The sequence below is a fragment of the Labrys okinawensis genome, from assembly GCF_047345005.1.
GTDB classification, from domain to species: domain Bacteria; phylum Pseudomonadota; class Alphaproteobacteria; order Rhizobiales; family Labraceae; genus Labrys; species Labrys okinawensis.
In genome coordinates this window covers 779489-798005 of the sequence record NZ_CP178864.1, presented here as the reverse complement: position 1 = coordinate 798005, position 18517 = coordinate 779489, and the positions used below count along the sequence as shown (strand labels likewise).

19 protein-coding genes and 1 tRNA gene are annotated in these 18517 nt (G+C 62.9%); 12 read left to right on the top strand and 8 right to left on the bottom strand.

Going from position 1 to position 18517, the window contains the following annotated elements; all coding sequences use genetic code 11:
• Window positions 1–305: 305 nt before the first annotated feature.
• A complete protein-coding gene (locus ACMDCR_RS03880; RefSeq protein ID WP_413991259.1) occupies window positions 306–1442 on the top strand; it encodes a serine hydrolase domain-containing protein in 1137 nt (378 codons plus the stop codon).
• Window positions 1443–1519: 77 nt separating this feature from the next.
• On the opposite strand, the gene ACMDCR_RS03875 is transcribed toward ACMDCR_RS03880, so the two are convergent.
• Both ACMDCR_RS03875 and ACMDCR_RS03870 read right to left on the bottom strand, forming a co-directional pair.
• Window positions 1520–1939 carry a nuclear transport factor 2 family protein gene (locus ACMDCR_RS03875; protein WP_413991258.1) on the bottom strand — a complete coding sequence of 140 codons (420 nt, stop codon included), beginning with the start codon at window positions 1937–1939 and terminating at the stop codon, window positions 1520–1522.
• Between the two features lie 225 nt (window positions 1940–2164).
• On the bottom strand, window positions 2165–2992 hold the full coding sequence (locus ACMDCR_RS03870; RefSeq protein ID WP_413991257.1) for an oxidoreductase: 828 nt from the start codon (window positions 2990–2992) through the stop codon (window positions 2165–2167).
• A gap of 74 nt (window positions 2993–3066) precedes the next feature.
• On the opposite strand from ACMDCR_RS03870, the gene ACMDCR_RS03865 reads away from it, so the two are divergent.
• The 3 genes from ACMDCR_RS03865 (at window position 3067) to ACMDCR_RS03855 (ending at window position 5349) form a co-directional block, all read left to right on the top strand.
• A complete protein-coding gene (locus ACMDCR_RS03865; protein WP_413991256.1) occupies window positions 3067–4002 on the top strand; it encodes an AraC family transcriptional regulator in 936 nt (311 codons plus the stop codon).
• Window positions 4003–4105: 103 nt separating this feature from the next.
• Entirely contained in the window at window positions 4106–4690 is a 585-nt protein-coding gene (locus ACMDCR_RS03860) for a TetR/AcrR family transcriptional regulator (protein ID WP_413991255.1), read from the top strand.
• 83 nt (window positions 4691–4773) lie between these two features.
• Complete coding sequence (locus tag ACMDCR_RS03855) at window positions 4774–5349, top strand: DUF308 domain-containing protein (RefSeq protein WP_413991254.1); 576 nt, start codon at window positions 4774–4776, stop codon at window positions 5347–5349.
• Between the two features lie 192 nt (window positions 5350–5541).
• Here ACMDCR_RS03855 and ACMDCR_RS03850 read toward each other — a convergent pair whose 3' ends face one another.
• The 5 genes from ACMDCR_RS03850 to ubiB form a co-directional block, all read right to left on the bottom strand.
• The gene (locus ACMDCR_RS03850; RefSeq protein ID WP_413991253.1) at window positions 5542–6042 is read right to left on the bottom strand and encodes a hypothetical protein; all 501 of its coding nucleotides are present in this window, start codon (window positions 6040–6042) and stop codon (window positions 5542–5544) included.
• Between the two features lie 185 nt (window positions 6043–6227).
• On the bottom strand, window positions 6228–7802 hold the full coding sequence (locus ACMDCR_RS03845; protein WP_413991252.1) for a Na+/H+ antiporter: 1575 nt from the start codon (window positions 7800–7802) through the stop codon (window positions 6228–6230).
• 72 nt (window positions 7803–7874) lie between these two features.
• A complete protein-coding gene (locus ACMDCR_RS03840; RefSeq protein WP_413991251.1) occupies window positions 7875–8321 on the bottom strand; it encodes a hypothetical protein in 447 nt (148 codons plus the stop codon).
• A gap of 1 nt (window position 8322) precedes the next feature.
• On the bottom strand, window positions 8323–8946 hold the full coding sequence (locus ACMDCR_RS03835; RefSeq protein ID WP_413991250.1) for a hypothetical protein: 624 nt from the start codon (window positions 8944–8946) through the stop codon (window positions 8323–8325).
• A gap of 124 nt (window positions 8947–9070) precedes the next feature.
• Window positions 9071–10606 carry a 2-polyprenylphenol 6-hydroxylase gene (gene ubiB / locus ACMDCR_RS03830; protein WP_413993819.1) on the bottom strand — a complete coding sequence of 512 codons (1536 nt, stop codon included), beginning with the start codon at window positions 10604–10606 and terminating at the stop codon, window positions 9071–9073.
• Window positions 10607–10872: 266 nt separating this feature from the next.
• Between ubiB and ACMDCR_RS03825 the strand changes: the two genes are divergently transcribed.
• The 8 genes from ACMDCR_RS03825 (at window position 10873) to ACMDCR_RS03790 (ending at window position 17788) form a co-directional block, all read left to right on the top strand.
• Entirely contained in the window at window positions 10873–11487 is a 615-nt protein-coding gene (locus tag ACMDCR_RS03825; RefSeq protein ID WP_413991249.1) for a ribonuclease D, read from the top strand.
• A 304-nt stretch (window positions 11488–11791) separates the two neighbouring features.
• Window positions 11792–12580 carry an LPS export ABC transporter periplasmic protein LptC gene (lptC, locus tag ACMDCR_RS03820; protein ID WP_413991248.1) on the top strand — a complete coding sequence of 263 codons (789 nt, stop codon included), beginning with the start codon at window positions 11792–11794 and terminating at the stop codon, window positions 12578–12580.
• Complete coding sequence (locus ACMDCR_RS03815; RefSeq protein ID WP_413991247.1) at window positions 12577–13320, top strand: LptA/OstA family protein; 744 nt, start codon at window positions 12577–12579, stop codon at window positions 13318–13320. The genes lptC and ACMDCR_RS03815 overlap by 4 nt, the downstream gene beginning before the upstream one ends.
• Window positions 13321–13336: 16 nt before the next feature.
• Entirely contained in the window at window positions 13337–14092 is a 756-nt protein-coding gene (locus ACMDCR_RS03810) for an LptA/OstA family protein (RefSeq protein WP_413991246.1), read from the top strand.
• A 75-nt stretch (window positions 14093–14167) separates the two neighbouring features.
• Complete coding sequence (lptB, locus tag ACMDCR_RS03805) at window positions 14168–15013, top strand: LPS export ABC transporter ATP-binding protein (protein ID WP_413993818.1); 846 nt, start codon at window positions 14168–14170, stop codon at window positions 15011–15013.
• Between the two features lie 119 nt (window positions 15014–15132).
• Window positions 15133–16209 carry a microcin C ABC transporter permease YejB gene (locus ACMDCR_RS03800; protein WP_413991245.1) on the top strand — a complete coding sequence of 359 codons (1077 nt, stop codon included), beginning with the start codon at window positions 15133–15135 and terminating at the stop codon, window positions 16207–16209.
• Between the two features lies 1 nt (window position 16210).
• Window positions 16211–17347, top strand: coding sequence for an ABC transporter permease (locus tag ACMDCR_RS03795; protein WP_413991244.1), 1137 nt, complete (start codon window positions 16211–16213; stop codon window positions 17345–17347).
• Between the two features lie 364 nt (window positions 17348–17711).
• Window positions 17712–17788, top strand: a tRNA-Arg gene (locus tag ACMDCR_RS03790).
• A gap of 134 nt (window positions 17789–17922) precedes the next feature.
• Here the strand turns inward: ACMDCR_RS03790 and ACMDCR_RS03785 are convergent.
• Window positions 17923–18507: an AAA family ATPase gene (locus ACMDCR_RS03785; protein WP_413991243.1), complete on the bottom strand. Its 585-nt coding sequence runs from the start codon at window positions 18505–18507 to the stop codon at window positions 17923–17925.
• Between the last annotated feature and the right edge of the window lie 10 nt (window positions 18508–18517).

Below are 18517 nucleotides of genomic sequence, written 5' to 3'. Positions count from 1 at the left end.
CACGTCGACAGTCGACATTCCCCGCATCACGGGTTCGAGCGCGCGGGCTCGATAGCATAACCCGAAACTGCTCTGAAGAGAGCGATTGCACGGACTGAGCGCGAGGAAGGCCGTGACGGCCACATATTTGGTCTCGTGCCGCAGATGGCTCGTTCAGCGTCAGTCGCAGCTCATAAAGAATCTCGGCGGCGGCCCTTAAACCCGATGGACAATCCGCTTCGGCTGCATGAAATGCACGATGATCGGTTCTTCAGCAAGCATGCGGGAAACTTGAGATGCGCTGCAATTTGATGGTTGCCGGCGTCATGACGGCGATGGCCTTTGTTATCGATGCCAGTCCATTGCTGGCAGCTTCCAAATGCCCCGTTGATCCTGCGGCCTTCGAACAGGATCTCGACGTCCAGCCGCCGGGTGCGGCTGCTCTGCATTCGATAAGCTTGCGGGACGCGATGCGGGTGCTTCCTGTGCCATCTTTCAGCATCGCACTCATTGTCGGGGATCGCGTGGCCCTGGCAAAGGCGTATGGCGATGCCACGCCCGATACACTGTACCAGGCTGCATCGCTGTCCAAGATCGTCACGGCTGTGGCGGCCCTGCGTCTGGTGCAGGAGAGCAAGCTCAATCTCGATCAGGACATCAACGATGAATTGATCTCGTGGAAGCTTCCGCAGAGCGATCTGACAACGGGACACCCGGTGACGTTGCGCGGGCTTCTGACGATGACGGCCGGAATCGGTGTACCCGGTTATGGCGGGTATGAACGAGGATCTCCGAGCCCCACTACGGTGCAGATCCTGGAGGGAGAAGCACCCGCAACCTCGCCGCCCGTCCGCGTCGAAACCGTGCCAGGAACCGCTTATGCCTATTCGGGCGGCGGCTACCAGATTGTCCAGAAACTGATCGAAGACGCCACGAGGCAAAGCTTTGCCGATGCGGTGCGGAGCCTTGTCCTGGCGCCCGCTGGAATGACCCGCAGCGTTTACGAACTTCCCGGCGCGCTCGCCCCCAAAGGTGTCGCCGAAGGCCACTCCAAGAACGGCCAGGCACTCCCGGGCGGTTGGCGGCAGGTTCCTGAATTGGCGGCAGGTGGGCTGTGGTCCAACCCGACCGACCTTGCCCATCTTTTGATATCGCTTTCCAGATCTTATCAGGGAAAGGAGAAAGGCATTCTATCGAGGCCGATTGCCCGGAGCATGATGACCCGCAATGCCATAGGTCCCTATGGTCTGGGAGCCGCGATCGAGGGTGCCGGCCCCGATGTCGCCCTGATGAAGCGCGGTCAGAACGTGGGCTATCAGGCCTACATGCTCATATTTCCGGAAACGGGCGACGGGCTCGTTGTCATGACCGGCTCGGACAACGGGACGGCATTGGAGACGGCGTTCATCAGGCGAGCTGCACAGGTCTGTAACTGGCCAGCGCTGGCGACGCTACCGGATTGAGCTTCCAAAGCCGAAGCCGACATTCGGGATTCCCTTTTGGGCGCAACGCAAAGGATATGCGAAGCAGACGGCAGGGGTCACGGCTTAGCTGCATCAAGAATTTGGGCAGTGTCGTAATATTCGAAGAATTCGATGGCTCGCCCGTCCCGAAATCGCCATATGTCTGTCTTGGGCGTCTCGCATGCCTTGCCAGTTTGTTTGTTGGTCCATTTTGTCGACCCTACAACAACGACGCGGTCGTCTTCTGCGACAAAGTAATCGACGTTGTAGTAATTCATGCTCCACGCTGCCAGAAGCCCTTCAAAGTAATTTCGGACGTCCGACTTGCCTACGGCCTTCGCGGTGAACGCAAGAGGCTTAACACCTCCAGCAAGTGAGCCCCACAGTATTTCTTCGGCACAAATATCAAGTAGTTCCTCGACAGAGTCTCCCCGTGTTTCGTTCCATCGGCGATAAGCATTCTCAAGAATGGCTTTATTGGCAGTGGCATGCGACATTGGCCTTACCCTGTCTTCTGCGCCCCCGCATCCGATAATAGCGTTCAGCTATTCGTCGGCAATCCTTGATCGCGGGATTGGCAGAGAATTGCAATTTTAGGTGCGGTGCTGACACCAGAAGTCCCGGTCCCCCTTTCGGTACAAGTTCGCGCTTCCATGAATCGGTATCGGGATAGGGGCCATGTAACTTCGCCTGGGCATGGTTTGCTTGCAACGTCGGCGCAGTCAGCCATCAGTCGAGACGGTCACCGATTTCCATGCTTCGATCTCAAGTTCAAGGCGCTTGATCCTGTCCGATACAAGTCCGAGAGAATCGCTGCCGAGCAGAAGTTGCGGTGGAGGGTTGTCGGACTGCACGAGGCTCAGAACGGCCGCTGCGAGCTTTTCTGGATCGCCCGGTTGCTTGCCGCTCTTGGCCTGCCGTGCCCGTCGTATCGGTTCGAACAGCGCGTCGTAGTCCGCAATCGATCGCTCGGTCCTCACCATCGAGCGTCCGGCCCAATCCGTCCGGAAGGAGCCGGGGCAGAGCGCCGTCACATGGACGCCGAATGGCGCCATCTCCGCGCGCATGACTTCCGAGATACCTTGAAGCGCAAACTTGCTCCCGCAGTAATAGGCGATGCCAGGCATGGTGATCATGCCGCCCATCGAGGTGACGTTCACGATGAATCCGCTGCGCCTTTCGCGGAATCGTGGCAGGAAGGCCTTCGCGACGGCGACGGCGCCGAAGACGTTGACGTCGAACTGACGCCGCATCTCTTCCAGAGGCGATTCCTCCAGGATCCCCTCGTGGCCATAGCCGGCATTGTTGATCAGCACGTCCACCGGGCCATGGTCCTCTTCGGCCTGTCGGACGACGTCGGCAATCCGGTCGAACTCCGTCACGTCGCACAAGACGGACCGCACTGCCGACAAGCTCTTCGCAAGCGTTGATCGCGACTGCTCCGAGCGGACGGTGCCGATGACTTTGTGGCCTTGGCGGCTCGCGGCCGCCGCAATCGCGAAGCCGAAGCCGGAATTCGCACCGGTAATAAAGAAGGTCTTCTGTCGCACGCCAGTTCTCCCGTTGATCGGTCTCTGGCATTGCCTAATAATCTGAACGAAGACGGCCATCGATTGCAGATACTATGATTGAGTTGTCAAATCCTATTCAAATGGGCAATGAGCCAACGAAGCGCTCGGCTCTCGTGGAACTGGCTGGGCGCCTGGCGCCGCATCAGGGGTACAATCCCACTCCGCTTCCAGGGGTTCGCATTCTCAGGACCGACGCGATCCTTCGCGATGTCCCCGTGCTGTACAAACCAGGCGCGGTCTTCGTGCTGCAGGGACGCAAGCGGGGCGTGCTCGAAGGCGAAGTCTATCTCTACGATGAGGAACACTATCTGGCCGTGTCGGTGCCTGTTCCGTTCCGCATGGAATCCCTTGCCAGTCCCGAACGGCCGCTGCTTGCTGTCTATGTCGAGTTTGACATGCTTCTGGCTGCCGAGATCGCGGCGGAAGTAGGCAAGAGGCGTTCAGCGTCTGCCACCGGCCGCATGAGAGGCCTGGTGTCGAGCCGAATGGAGCCAGACCTAGAGAATGTGGTGCTGCGCCTGCTGCGGGCGCTGGGTGATCCTGTCGAGCTTGCGGTCCTGGGAGCCGGTATCCTGCGCGAGTTGCATTATAGGGTGCTTGTCGGTCCGCAAGGCGGGGAGATGATCGCAGCCCTGCAGCAGCAGGGCACGGCCGGGAGAATCGTACAAAGTCTCGCCCGTTTGCGGGAAAGCTACGCTTGCGACATATCGGTTGCCGCGCTGGCAAGCGAAGCGGGCATGAGCGTTCCCTCCTACCACGTCCACTTCAAGGCCCTGACCGGCAGCACTCCGATACAATATGTGAAGGCGATGCGGCTCCACGAGGCGCGGGCGATGATTGCACGCCGGGAAAAAACCATAGCGGAGGTGGCCGCATCCGTAGGCTATGCGAGCGCTGCCCAGTTCAGCCGCGACTTCAAACGGCACTTCCGGCGTACCGCGTCGCAAGAGGCCAGCTGGTTTCGCCGGCATGTCGGCGAGCTGGCTTGACGATCCTGGCATATAATGCCGGCCCGCCGCGCTCATGGCTCTTCGTGTCTGTCGCTCGGAGATAAGGGCTTGACTGGCTTCCTACTAGAAGGTAGGTAAGGGCATGAGCAATTTGTCCACCACCTCTGACGACATCCTGGCTTGCGCGCGTTCGCTGATCGTGGCCGGCGGCTACAACGGCTTCAGCTACGCCGACATCGCGGATGTGGTCGGCATCCGCAAGGCGAGCATTCACCACCACTTCCCAAGCAAGGTCGATTTGGTCCGAACGCTGGTCGCGCGGTATCGGCATGAAGCCGAAGCGGGGATGGCGGAGCTCGAACGTCGAAATTCCGATCCGCTCGAACAGCTTCAGTTCTACGTCGGGTATTGGGAGGCCTGCATCGCGGATGCCACAGCTCCCTTTTGCGTCTGTGCGCTGTTGGCGGGCCAGCTCCCCGTCCTGCCCGAGGAAGTTGGCATGGAAGTTCGGGCGCATTTTCGCGCTCTGTCCCAATGGCTGACATCCGTGATGGAGCGCGGCGAGCGGCAGGGTGAGCTTCGATTGATCAAGACGCCGCGCGCCGAGGCCGAGGCATTCATGGCGACGGTTCACGGGGCGATGCTTTCAGCCAGAGCCTATGGCGATCCGGAGATCTTCGCGGTGGTGACAGGCCCGCTCTTGGAAAGACTCGCTTTGCAATTATGAAACGTCCGGATCTGCGGCTCAGGCCGAAGGTTAATACGATCCGGCGACGCTACTAAACTACCTACTAGTTGGAAGGATAATTTATGACAAACGATCAAACGAATTTTGCTCACACCAGCCAGGAGCAATGGCTGGCGCGCTATTATTTCATTCGCACGGCGTTTTCCGCTGTTTGGGTTGCGGCCGCGTTCTCTATCGGGCAGCAATCCCTGCTCGTCGGGACGATTTTGCTGGTAGCCTATCCCGCATGGGACGCTCTGGCCAATTACGTTGATGCGTCGCGCAGCGGAGGACTGGGCCGCAATCGCACGCAGATGATCAATGTCGTCGTCAGTGCGGCGACGACACTCGCCGTCATTCTTGCACTGACGATGAGCATGAATTGGGTGATCGGAGTGTTCGGCCTCTGGGCAATCCTGTCCGGCCTGCTTCAGCTCGGCACCGCAATCCGCCGCTGGAAAAGCTACGGCGCGCAGTGGGCGATGATCTTGAGTGGGGCGCAATCCGCATTGGCCGGCACATTTTTCATCATTCAGGCGCGAATGCCGATGCCCCCATCCATCGCAAATGTTGCCGGCTATGCAGCGGTCGGCGCGTTCTATTTCCTGGTTTCAGCCGTGTGGCTGACCGTGGGCCGAATGCGGAGGAGGGCTAGCTAGGCCCTGTCCCTTCGAAAGGATAGCGAACCCGACAGCGTGCGTCGCGCGCCGTTGAAGCCCGTTCGCTGAATTTCCAGCGCAACACCGCAAGCGTTGAGGCGTCAACAGCGACCCTTGCTGCAGCTATCGCCTGCATGTGACTGGCGAGGATCGGGCCGAGCGGCTCGACATCATCCCCGCCAGTTCCAAGCGTTATTCCCCGGCTGTCACGGCTGAAGGGCTCAACACGATGCAGAAGCCCTCCCAGTGCTGCTTCGGGTCGCCCTGGCTGTCGACAGTCACGTTGATGCGGCGCTTTTTCGTCGGCTTGTCGAAGCTGAAGATGTAGTCGTCCGTGCTCCAAGACCCCGGGCCGATGGAAACCGTTGAAGTCTTCTTGCCCATCAACAGCTGCGTGCCGTCCTCTGTTGTGCTCCAGTTGGTCTTGGTGGTGAAGAGGATCTCCTCAAGGCCATCAACCCTGCACACTGTCCAGTCAACGCGACGGCTCCTCTTTGATGCCGGTGCGGGCGCATCTGCGTCCTGCTTCGCCAGCTTCTCCAGGCTCTCCAGCTGCTGCTTGAGGCACACGGACTGCATTTCATGGTCGTCGGGCCAACGCGAGGAACACAGCTGGGCAAGCTTGGGCTGGACCTGCGCCATTGCCGGCACGGTGCCGCTGGCCAATGCAATCGCGAACAGGTATTTCCTCACGTCTTCCTCCTCCAGGGCGCCTCCTTTTCCCAAAGGCGCGCCGTGACTGGACCACACGGCTCGATGTAGCCGGTGATGTCGGAAAGTCCAGACTTATCGATCTGCGAGACCACCGACACCAGGCCCCTGCAGGCGCTGGACGGTGCCGGGTGGTCCGGCAGGCGAAGTGGCCGCGAATATGCCCCCTACACTCTCGCCGCCCCGGCGCTCAGTTCGGCCCAGTCGAATTCCTCTTCCAGGAGATGGAAGGCGTCGTCGCCGATCGCTCCGTCGAGGCGCAGCTCGTTCATCTTGCGGCGGGCGGCGGCGATGGCCCGGCGCCGCAAGGCGTTGCCGGGAAGCTCACCGGTGTTGCTGTGGAGCGGGCTCGTCTCCGCCAGGTCGACCACGGCGCCATATTCCTTGCAGAGCAGCTTGGCCTGCATGTCGTTGTCGCTCTTGTCGCGAATCTCCGCGATGGCGGCGCGATAGGCTTCGGTGCGCGCCCATTTCACCTCCTGGCCGACGGGATCGCCGTCGCGCAGGTTCATCCAGCGGATCAGCGGCTTCAGCGTGAGGCCCTGGATCACCAGCGTGCCGAACACCACGCAGAAGGCGGTGAACAGGATGAGGTCGCGATGCGGGAAGGGTGTGCCGTCGGAAAGATGCTCCGGCAAGGCGAAGGCGGCCGCCAGCGTGACGATCCCGCGCATGCCCGCCCAAGAGATCACCAGGCCCCCTCGCACCGTCGGCCGCGCCATAGGCCGCGGCGGGTGGAAGCCGTAACGGCGGATCTTCAGCCGCACGGCGGTGTTGTAGGTCATCACCCAGCCGAAGCGCGCGACGATCACCGTGAGCAGGATGGCGACGGCGGCGATCGAGTATTCATAGCGCAGCGACATGTCGAGCCGCTCCCAGATCGGGCGAAGCTGCATGCCGATCAGCACGAAGGCGAAGGCGTTCAGCACGAACACCACCGTCTCCCAGACCGCATAGACGGGAATGCGCAGCTTGGCCGGCATGGCGGTGCCGCCGCGCCTGGCCACCGTCATGGCATAGCAGACGATGGTGAGGATGCCGGAGAGCCCGATATATTCGGCGAAGATCCAGACGCCGAAGGTGGTGGCGAACTGGATGATCAGCGAGGTGGGCGCATCCTCGAACACGGAAACGATGCGGGGAAACACCCAGCCGAAGCCGACACCGACAACGACGCTGCCGAGCACGCTGAACAGGAAGGTCGGCCCGATGCCGCCGACGGCGAAGCCGCCCGAAACCACCGCCACCACGGCGATGCGGTAGATCAGCAGCGCGCTGGCATCGTTGAGCAGGCTCTCGCCTTCCAGGATCTTCATCAACCGGTGGGGCAGCTTGACCTGGCGTACGATGGCCGTGGCTGCCGCCGCATCCGGCGGAGCCACGATGGCGCCGAGCGCGATCGCCGCCGCCCAGGGCATATCCGTCACCAGCCAATGTGCGACCAGGGCCACCGCCACCGTGGTGACGCCGACGGCCACCACCACCAGATTGGCGACCGGTACCCAATTGTCGCGCAGATCCCGCAGCGAAGTGTCATAGGCGGCATCGAGCAGCACGGGCGCCACGAAGAGGGTGAGGGCCAGATGGGGGTCGAGCGTCCATTCCGGCGTCTGCGGCAGGAAGGCGAGGCAGGCGCCGCCAATCGCAAGGAAGGTCGGGTAGGGCGCATCGAGCTTGCGGGCAAGGGTGGCCAGCAAGGCGGCTCCCAGCAGCAGCAGAATGATCCACTCGAATGTTTCCATCACACCCCCGATGCGACCGATCAGGTTGCATCGGGCAATCCGCGTGAGGCGTCAAGGGGTCCGGTTGCGCAATCACGGCCGCAGATAGAGCCAGCCCTGCCCCTGCAGTTCGGCCAGCTTGACCACCCCACCCTTCTCCGCTACGGCGAAGCCAGGCAGCAGGCCGGCGAGGGTGAGCTTCATGCCTTCCATGGTGTGGATGCAGGCATGGAAGGCGACGCCCTCCCTCATGAGCCCGGCCACCTTGTCCTTGACATCGTCGCTGCCGCCATCGGCGCGAAAGGCGCGCAGCGGCGGGCCATGGATGACGACGGCAAGCTGCACCTTGTCCGCGCCGCCCATGCCGTCGATATGGTTGCGCAGATTGCCGAGCACGAAAGTGACCTTGTCGAGATCGGAGAGGTGGTAGACCACGCGCGGCACCGGCGCTTCCGCCGCTCCTGCCTGCGTCGCGAGGCCGGCGGCCAGCATGCCGGTGCCGGCGGCGAGGACTGACTTTACGGCGGACCTGCGATCCATCTTACTGCCCCTTGCGCAATTCGGCCTTCTCGTCGTCATCGTCGGCCAGCGGCAGGCAATCGCTCAATTGCGTGCGGTCGAGCCGGAAAAGCTTGTCGTCGGAGCCGAAGCGCCGGCTTTCGTCATGCTCGTCGTCCGATGGCTTGCCGGCCTTCCAGATGCGGGCGCCCTCGGGGATGGAGACCAGCACCGACTTCTCATTCTTGAGGGTGACGTCGATCGAGCCGCCGTCGCAGTCGACGCCGCAATTGACGACGTTGGCCTTGCCGCCCTGGGGCGTGCCGTCGCCGATGGTGCCGCAACTGCCATAGGTTTCGAAGTGGGAGCCGCTCTTGCGGAAGGTGACGCCGATGCCGAGGTCATAAGTGGGCATGGCCGGATCATCGCCCTTGCCGGTGACCAGCAGCGTCATGGTGCGCACATTCTGCTGCGGATGGCTGGCGAGATGCGGCGCGTCATAGACCCGCTTGAAGCAGGCGTGGATGCGGTTCTTGGCGATAGTGCGGCCGAAGATCTGCTTCTGGAACGCCTCGTTCTGTTCAACGCTGGCGGCGTGGGCGGGCAGGCTCGCGGTCGTGGCGGCAACAAGGGCGGCGAAGGCCGCGACCAACGAAGCGGATCTCATGCTTCTCCTCCAACCCGCATGTGAAGATTGGAGCACTTTACAATATCGGCGGGGGCGAGTCTGTGTGGCGGGACACGGCGTGGGTGCCATCTCGCTCAGCCCGGGCCTCGTACTGCCCCTGCTCTCACCACCCCCGCCAGGCGATGTAGACCACAGCCACGGCGATCACCCACAGCGCCAGATTGCTCCAGCGGTTGCGTCTGGCCTCGGCCTTGCCGATGGCTTCCACGCTTTCGGGCAGGAGGGCGAAACCCTTCTCGGCGGCCTCGTGCAGGCGCCCTGCCAGGGATTCGGCGCGGGTGAGCAGGCTCGGCAGCAGCGTGATCGACTTGCCGGCCTCAAGCGTCTGGGTGCCGAGATCGCCGAGCTTGCCCAGCGGCCCGAGATTGCGCTCGATCCATTCGCGCACCACGGGGTCCGCGGTCGCCCACATGTCGAGCTTGGGATTGAGGCGGCGGGCCACGCCCTCCACCACCACCATGGTCTTCTGCAGCAGGATCAGTTCCGGCCGGGTCTTCATGTCGAAGAGGTCCGTCACCTCGAAGAGCAGCGTCAGGAGCTTGGCCATCGAGATCTCGTCGGCCCGCTTCTGGTGTATCGGCTCGCCGATGGCGCGGATCGCCTGCGCGAAATCCTCGATCGAATGGGTGGCCGGCACATAACCGGCCTCGAAATGCACCTCGGCGACGCGCAGATAGTTGCGGGTGATGAAGCCGTGCAGGATCTCGGCAAGGAAGCGGCGCTCCTTCAGCCCTGCCCGGCCCATGATGCCGAAATCGACCGCGACCAGATTGCCGGAGGCGTCGATCATCAGATTGCCCTGGTGCATGTCCGCATGGAAGAAGCCGTCGCGGATGGCGTGGCGCAGGAAGGACTGGATGATGATGCGCGCCAGTTCCTTGAGGTCGAAGCCCGCCGCCCGCAGCCCCTCGACATCGGAGAGGGGAATGCCGTCGATCCATTCCAGGGTCAGCACCGTGCGGGCGGTGCGGGTCCAGTCGGGCGCAGGGATGCGGAAATCCGGATCGTCGGCGATGTTCTCCGCCATCTCCGAGAGGGCGGCGGCCTCCAGGCGCGAATCCATCTCGAAGGCCACCGTCCGCGCCAGCATGTCGACCACCTCGACCGGCTTCAGGCGCTTGGCGCGCGGATCGAGGCGCTCGATCGCGCGGGCGGCGAAATAGAAGGTGGAGAGGTCGCTGCGAAAGCGGCGGTCGACGCCGGGGCGCAGCACCTTCACCGCCACCTGGCGCTCGCCATCGGCATCGCGGATGACGCCCTTGTGCACCTGTGCCACCGAAGCGGCGGCCACGGGCTCGGACAGCTCGGCGAAGAAGTGGCTCAGAGGCCCGTCCAGCGCCCGCTCGATCTCGGCAACGGCCACCTCCCGGGGGAAAGGCGGCATGCGATCCTGCAATTCCTCAAGGTCACGCGCCACGGCGAAGCCCACCACGTCGGGCCTCGTGGCAAGGAACTGGCCGAGCTTGACCCAGCTCGGCCCGAGTTTCACCATCGCCGCGGCCAGCCCCTTGCCACCATCGACGGTGCGCCGCTCGATAAGCCGGCCAAGACGCACGGCAAGACGCGCGGGCGCAGGCAATTCGTAGACGTCGACGAGGCCGAGCGCACCTTCGCGGGCCAGGGTCCAGCCCGCGCGCATGAGACGAAAGGGGTCGAGAAAGGAAGCCAAGGGTACCAGCCGGTTCTATGTGCGGGGAGGTCGATAGCACGGGCGGCGGCGTTGGCAAACTCTCCTGGGACCGCAGGCATCGCTGCCTGCTCTTCCTCCCGGTGAACGTTCCGTTTCCCAGAGCAGGCACGGATGCCTGCGGTCCCAGGAAGGATGTCCGCGCTGCCAACCCTTGCACATCCTCTCCCAAGGGTTCTATGTGCAGCCTGACCCTTCGACACCTTCAGGATCTGTCCGTGACCATTCGCTACCATCGGGGCGACCTGCCCGATCTCAACCGCTACACCACCAGCGCCGCCATCGACACGGAGACCATGGGTCTCAACCCCCATCGCGACCGGCTGTGCGTGGTGCAACTCTCGCCGGGGGACGGCACGGCTGACGTGGTGCAGATCGCGCAGGGCCAGAAGAGCGCCCCCAATCTGGAAAAGCTCCTGGCCAGCCCTTCCGTCATCAAGATCTTCCACTTCGCCCGCTTCGACATCGCGGCGCTGCAGAACGCTTTCGGCGTGATGGCGAGGCCCGTCTATTGCACGAAGATCGCCTCGCGCCTGGTGCGCACCTATACCGATCGCCATGGCCTCAAGGATCTGGTGCGGGAATTGCTGGGCGTGGATCTTTCCAAGCAGCAGCAATCCTCGGATTGGGGCGCGGATACGCTTACAGACGCCCAGCTTGCCTACGCCGCCTCGGACGTGCTGCATCTGCACGAATTGAAGGCGAAGCTCGATGCCACGCTCGCGCGCGAGGGCCGTGCCGATATCGCCCGTGCCTGTTTCGACTTTCTGCCGACCCGTGCGCAGCTCGACCTGGAGGGTTGGCCGGATACGGATATCTTCGCCCATAGCTGACACAGGCGGGACAGCCGCCTGCCGCATCCTCGTCTTGGAAAGGCCATGGCGGAACGGTAGGAGGGGCCGGAAAAGCTGGCCTTTCCGGGTGGCACCCGAAAGTTGCGTTCCTTACGTCACGTTCCCCCACCCCGGGATTTCTGCTATGAGGGCGCACCTGTTGCGTATTTCACCCAAAGTTTAGGAATTGCAGGCAGGGATAGGCTGGCGTCCATACGCCGGGTTGACGTGTGACTTCCGCATCGCAATATGCCGGATGGCGCCGCTCGTCCCGGCCGGCGCTTGCGTTTCGATGGGAATTATTTTGGTCGATATCATGGATGCGCGGGTAAAAATTGATCGACCCGCCCCGCCTTCGCGGGAAAGCGCCTTCAGGGCTGCCCGCGCTCACAGCAGGCTGGTGCGTTTTCTCAAGATCGCCGTTCCCGCAACCGCCGTTGCGGGCGTGGGCCTGTTCGTCGTCCTGGCCTGGTTCAATCCGTTCCGCCAACCTCCGGTGCCGGTACCCGCGCCGCCTGTCGTCGCCAACAACGGGGCGCTCGACGTGATGCTGCCACACCTCACGGGCGTCAACAGCCGCGGCCAGAAATACGATGTCAAGGCTACGACGGGGTCGCAAAAGGTCACGGCGCCAGGCATCGTCAGCCTCACCAATCTCAATGCCGTGATCTCCTCTGCCGACCAGAGCAATGCGACGCTGACGGCCGCGACCGGCAAGTTCGATTCCAACACCCAGATGCTGTTCCTGAAGGACGATGTCCACGTCAAGTCGACCAAGGGCTATGACGCCGTGATGAAGAGCGGCACCATCGACTTCAAGGGCAGCACAGTCCACAGCGACGAGCCCGTGACGGTCAACCTCAGCAACGGCGTGATCTCGGCCAACAACCTCGATATCGTCCAGGGCGGCTCCAAGATCACCTTCGCGGGCGGAGTCAGCGCAACCTTCAGTACCCCGCTCAAGCCCGGGGGTGGGGATGACGCCGCCTCGGACGATACATCGTCGGATTCGACGCCGACCGACGATGCCGATCCCACCGGATCGACCCCATCCGACACAGCCACCCCAGCTCAGGGAAGCCCCTCACAATGAAGACGACACTCAGCCGCCTGGCGTCTCTGGCCTTGCTGCCGCTCGCCCTGGCGCTTTCCACCGCCGATGCCGGCGCAGCCCAGAAGAAGGCGGCGAGCCCCTTCCAAGGCTTTTCCTCGGATAGTGGCAAGCCGGTCGACGTGAAATCCGACTCGCTCGAAGTGCACCAGGACGAGCAGAAGGCCATCTTCACCGGCAATGTCGTCGCCACCCAGGGTGACTCGGTGCTGCACACCAATGAACTGACGGTCTTCTACGACAATTCAGTGACCGGCGGCGCAAGCGGCGGCGGCAAGAAGACCGACAAGGCGGCCACGGCCGATGCGAGCAAGCCTGCCGATCCTGCCGCCAAGCCCGCCGACGCGCAGCCTGCCGCTGCGGCCACCGACCAGGCTGCCTCGGCGGACAAGCCGGCCGCTTCGGGCCAGGGCGGTTCCTCCAGCCAGCCCGGCGGAGCGACCCAGGCCAATTCGATCAAGAAGCTGATCGCCAAGGGCAATGTCGTGGTCACCTCGAAGGACCAGAAGGCCACCGGCGACTATGGCGTGATGGATATGGCGACCAACCTTGCCACGCTCACCGGGAGCGAGGTCGTGATGATCCAGGGCCCCAACGTGCTCAAGGGCAAGAAGCTGGTGGTCAATCTGAAGACGGGCGTCTCCAATGTGCAGGGCGGCGGGACAGGGGGTGTCTCCGGCGTCTTCACCCAGAGCAACGACCAGAAGAAGAACGGCAACTGAAGGAGGCGGGGCCGAGATGGTGCAGCGTGACATGTGGTTTCGCCGGCGGGGGCCGGCGCTGATACTGCCTTTGACGTTGCTCCTCGGCGCCGCAGTCATGCCGGCGGCAGGTGCGGATGCGAACAAGCCCTCGACACCGTTCGAGGGCTTTTCGTCTAAGAGCGACAAGCCCGTGAACATCAAGGCCGACCAGCTCGAAATGCACAATGACGAGCAGATGGCCATCTTCACCGGCAATGTCGTGGCAACGCAGGGTGACTCCGTTCTTACCTCGGATGAACTCACCGTGTTCTACGAAGCCGCCAACCCTCCCGATGGTACCTCCTCGGCACCCGGGGCTGCAGGCCAGGCTCAGGCGTCTGCCGGAGGCCAGGCCGAGGCCGCATCGGCTTCGGCCAATAGCGACCAGGCCGGAGCTTCGACGGGGCGGGCGCAGACCCCGGAGGGAAATGCCACCGACAATGCGACTGCCGCCGCAGCAGGTGATGATACGGCCCGCGGACCGGTGGCGGGCGGCAACAAGGTGAAGCGCCTTCTGGCCAAGGGCCACGTCGTCGTTACGTCCAAGGATCAAAAGGCGACCGGCGACGACGGCGATCTCGATATGGAGACGAATATTGCCACAATGACAGGCCAGGAAGTGCTGATGAGCCAGGGCTGCAACGTCCTCAGGGGCAAGAAGCTGGTGGTCAATACCGAGACCGGCCTCTCCAATGTCACTGGAGACACGACGGGACACTTCGTATCGGGCGGCGACCCGACAAAATGCTGATGCCGGCCCGGTGACAAGGCGGCGGAGGCTTCGAGAGCAACAGATGAGAATGCGGCCAGGCGGGTCACGGAGGGTATCTGCAACCCCCCGGGAAGATCGGCCAAAGGAAATGAGCTGCCTTCGGAGAGATTTGGACCGGGAATGAACGAGGCAGCACAATACGAAGCAAACAGCACCGCCAAGCCAGCCGAGAGCGCCGAGGGCGTTCTCCAGGTGGTGTCGATCGCCAAGACCTATGGCAAGCGCACGGTGGTCGACGACGTCAGTCTGGAAGTGCGACGCGGCGAGGCCGTCGGTCTGCTGGGCCCCAACGGCGCCGGCAAGACCACGGTGTTCTACATGATCACCGGCCTGGTGCCGCCCGATCATGGCCGCATCGAGCTCGACGGCCATGAGGTCACCCATCTGCCGATGTATCGCCGGGCCCGGCTTGGCGTCGGCTACCTGCCGCAGGAGGCCTCGATCTTCCGTGGCCTCAATGTCGAGCAGAACATCCGCGCCGTGCTGGAGGTGATCGAGCCCAACAAGGCCGAGCGCGAACGCCAGCTCGACGAACTGCTCGACGAGTTCAAGATCGACCGCCTGCGCAAGACCGCCTCCATCGCCCTGTCGGGTGGCGAGCGGCGGCGCGTGGAGATCGCCCGCGCCCTCGCCGGACGCCCCTCCTTCATGTTGCTGGACGAGCCTTTCGCGGGCATCGATCCGATTGCGGTGGGCGACATTCAGACATTGGTGCGCCACCTTACCAATCGCGGCATCGGCGTGCTGATCACCGACCACAATGTGCGCGAGACGCTGGCGCTGATCGACCGGGCCTACATCATCCATTCCGGCCATGTGCTGACGCAGGGCACGCCGCAGGAAATCATCGACAATCCCGACGCGCGCAGGCTGTATCTCGGCAGCGAGTTCAGGATGTAACTGGGAGCGCTTGCCGGGTGCGCGGGCATCCTGCCCGCATCTTCCTGTCCGGCATGGACAACGTTTCCAAGATGCGGACAAGATGTCCGCGCACCCGGAACACTTCCAGGACCCCCGATTTGCTCGCCTATATCCTCCGCCGCCTCCTGATGATCGTGCCGACCCTGTTCGGCATCATGCTCATCTCGTTCGCGATCATCCAGATCGTGCCCGGCGGCCCGGTGGAGCGCATGGTTGCCCAGCTTTCGGGTGCCGCTTCGGGCGGCGGCGGCGACTTTGGCGGCGGCGGCCAGAACTTCGACGGCGGCGCTTCCCAATATCGCGGCTCCCAGGGGCTCGACCCCGCCTTCATCGAGAGCCTGCGCAAGCAATATGGCTTCGACAAGCCGGCGCCCGAGCGCTTCTGGCTGATGATGAAGAACTATGTCACCTTCAATTTCGGCCAGAGCTATTTCCGCGACACCCCGGTGCTCGAGCTGATCAGGCAGAAGCTGCCCGTCTCCATCTCCATCGGCGTGTGGGTGATGCTTCTTTCCTACGCGATCTCCATCCCGCTCGGCATCCGCAAGGCGGTGAAGGATGGCTCGTTCTTCGATGCCTGGACCAGCGCCGTGATCATCATCGGCTATGCCATTCCCGGCTTCACGCTTGGCATCCTGCTGATCACCCTGTTCGCCGGCAGCGCCTTCTGGCAGATCTTCCCCAATGCGCGCCTGGTCTCGGACAATTGGAGTGAACTGTCGCTGTGGGGCAAGGCAGCCGACTATGCCTGGCACATGACGCTGCCGCTGATCGCCATGAGCGTGTCGGCCTTCGCCACCCTGACCATGCTGACGAAGAACTCCTTCCTCGACGAGATCCGCAAGCAATACGTGCTCACCGCCCGCATGAAGGGACTGTCGGAGCGGCGCGTGCTCTACGGCCACGTCTTCCGGAACGCCATGCTGATCGTGATCTCGGGTTTCCCATCCGCCTTCATCGGGGCGTTGTTCGCGAACTCGCTGCTGATCGAGCAGACCTTCTCGCTCGATGGCCTGGGCCTGCTCAACTACAATTCGATCCTCAACCGCGACTATCCGGTGGTGCTGGCCAGCATCTACATCCTCTCCCTGCTCGGCCTGTTCATCAACCTCGTCTCTGACCTCATCTACATGCTGGTCGATCCGCGCATCGACTTCGAGGCGCGGGAAGTCTGAGATGGAAGCCTCCCTTCTCAAGCCTGCGAAGACGAGCCGGTTCGAGCTCACGCCGCTCAACCGACGGCGCTGGCGCAACTTCAAGGCCAACAAGCGCGGCTTCTGGTCGCTGTGGCTCTTCCTCGCCGTCTTCGTCCTGTCGATGGGCGCCGAGTTCATCGCCAACGACAAGCCGCTGGTGATATATGACCGCGGCCATCTCTACACGCCGGTGTTCCATACCTATACCGAGACAGACTTCGGCGGCGACTTCGAGACCGAGGCGGATTATCGCGATCCCTTCCTGACCAAGCTCCTGGCCGACCGCGGCGCCTTCGTGCTCTGGCCGCCGATCCGCTACGGGCCGCAGACGCGCAACCTCAACCCGCCAACGGGCGTGCCCTCGCCGCCGACCTGGGCGCTCAGCGACGACCAGTGCAAGGCGGCAGCCCAGGCGAATGGCGGCTCGACCTGCCGCGACATCGAATGGAACTGGCTCGGCACCGACGATACTGCCCGGGATGTGCTGGCGCGCGTCATCTATGGCACGCGAATCTCGCTGCTGTTCGGCCTGATCCTTACGGTCTTCTCCTCGCTGATCGGCGTGGCCGTGGGGGCGATCCAGGGGTATTTCGGCGGCTTGATCGACCTGATCGGCCAGCGTGTCATCGAGGTGTGGAACGCGCTGCCTTCGCTCTATCTCCTGATCATCATCTCGGCCGTGCTGACGCCCGGCTTCTGGATCCTGCTCGGCATCCTCCTGCTGTTCTCCTGGACTGCGCTGGTGCAGCTGGTGCGGGCGGAGTTCCTGCGCGCGCGCAATCTCGAATATGTCCGCGCGGCCAAGGCGCTCGGCCTGTCCGACACCACCATCATGATCAAGCATCTCCTGCCCAACGCCACGGTGGCGACGCTCACCATGCTGCCCTTCATCCTGTCGAGCTCGGTCGCCACGCTCACGGCGCTCGATTATCTCGGCCTCGGCCTGCCCCCCGGCACCGCCTCGCTCGGCGAGCTGCTCAAGCAGGCGGCCGCCAAGCCCGACGCCTACTGGCTGTCGATCAGCGGCTTCCTGGTCACGGCCGTGCTGCTTTCGCTGATGATCCTGATCGGCGAGGCGGTGCGCGACGCGCTCGACCCGCGCAAGACCTTCACCTGAGCCGTACCTTCTCGACGAAGCATTGCAATCTGCCTTCCGGGCGATTGCGGGACGCTTCGTGATCAGCTAGAAGGGCTGCAACGCACCCATAGCTCAGCTGGATAGAGCGTTGCCCTCCGAAGGCTGCTGTCAAGGGTGCAATGTTTTGAGTACGATGAGGAAAGACGCGTAAAGTCAGGTTGTTAGGTTAGCCTCAGCAGATCACCCAAGGCCGGTATTTTTCCGCGTAAGCACCGCGTAAGCAGCTTCCGGAAAGGCACAGCGGATTGGGGCGTAGCAATCCAGCGAACTGGCTGAGGCTTTGAGATTTGAATTGCCGAATCCATTGACCCGTGAAGGTCGGTAGGACTAGGCAATGTGAGATGCGCCCGTAGCTCAGCTGGATAGAGCGCCACCCTCCGAAGGTGGAGGCCACACGTTCGAATCGTGTCGGGCGCGCCATCTCTCTCATCATGACGCGGCGGGCAACCATCCACGCGCGAACTCGATCAGGCCGCGGCACGAATTATTCCACGAAGCTATCGGTTGTACGCAACGCAGGCGCTGGTGCGCATCGACTTGATCCGCACGCTAAGCTATGTCGTCGCCGCTGCTGAAAACCGCAGTTTTTCGACAGACTGCGATGGAGTTTGGTGCCTGGAAATCGGACCCCAGCCCTCTAAACGCTCCATCACCCATTCGACGCTGTCCCGAAGCGAGAGCGTGGATGTGTCAAGGATCGGGTAGCTATGGATGAGGGCCTCATTGCGCAGATATCGCGCCCACATCATCATGTCTTTGTTGGCGAGCTCGGACTGTTTCCGCTCGGTCTCCAACCGCTTCGATCGCGTGTCGTCATCGCAGTCGACGAGTATGGGGGCGTAGGCGATTCCGCCAACGGCGGCGGCGCCATCCTCCAGGAATGAAAATCGGGTCTGGCCTTCAAAGAGGAGCCTGGGGGTAGCCTTCGCCTCCCCGGCCAGCCTAAGCATCCAGTCGATGGTCTTGGCGCGCTGCCACGCCTCTCCTGATCCATACTGTTGGACCATTTCCTCGACGGGCGGGATACCGATGCTGTCGAAAAAGAAGACCTTGGCAGCTGCGCCGTGACGAGCCGCGATCGCGCGCGCAATCGTGGTTTTTCCCGAGCCGGAAGCACCGGTCAAGACAACAAAGGCCACGGCTTCACCT

Coding starts and splice junctions, on each gene's coding strand:
- ACMDCR_RS03880 (WP_413991259.1), top strand. CDS start 306: ATGACGGCGATGGCCTTTGTTATCGATGCCAGTCCATTGCTGGCAGCT.
- ACMDCR_RS03875 (WP_413991258.1), bottom strand. CDS start 1,939: ATGTCGCATGCCACTGCCAATAAAGCCATTCTTGAGAATGCTTATCGC.
- ACMDCR_RS03865 (WP_413991256.1), top strand. CDS start 3,067: ATGATTGAGTTGTCAAATCCTATTCAAATGGGCAATGAGCCAACGAAG.
- ACMDCR_RS03860 (WP_413991255.1), top strand. CDS start 4,106: ATGAGCAATTTGTCCACCACCTCTGACGACATCCTGGCTTGCGCGCGT.
- ACMDCR_RS03855 (WP_413991254.1), top strand. CDS start 4,774: ATGACAAACGATCAAACGAATTTTGCTCACACCAGCCAGGAGCAATGG.
- ACMDCR_RS03845 (WP_413991252.1), bottom strand. CDS start 7,802: ATGGAAACATTCGAGTGGATCATTCTGCTGCTGCTGGGAGCCGCCTTG.
- ACMDCR_RS03840 (WP_413991251.1), bottom strand. CDS start 8,321: ATGGATCGCAGGTCCGCCGTAAAGTCAGTCCTCGCCGCCGGCACCGGC.
- ACMDCR_RS03835 (WP_413991250.1), bottom strand. CDS start 8,946: ATGAGATCCGCTTCGTTGGTCGCGGCCTTCGCCGCCCTTGTTGCCGCC.
- ubiB (WP_413993819.1), bottom strand. CDS start 10,606: ATGCGCGCGGGCTGGACCCTGGCCCGCGAAGGTGCGCTCGGCCTCGTC.
- ACMDCR_RS03815 (WP_413991247.1), top strand. CDS start 12,577: ATGAAGACGACACTCAGCCGCCTGGCGTCTCTGGCCTTGCTGCCGCTC.
- ACMDCR_RS03810 (WP_413991246.1), top strand. CDS start 13,337: ATGGTGCAGCGTGACATGTGGTTTCGCCGGCGGGGGCCGGCGCTGATA.
- ACMDCR_RS03795 (WP_413991244.1), top strand. CDS start 16,211: ATGGAAGCCTCCCTTCTCAAGCCTGCGAAGACGAGCCGGTTCGAGCTC.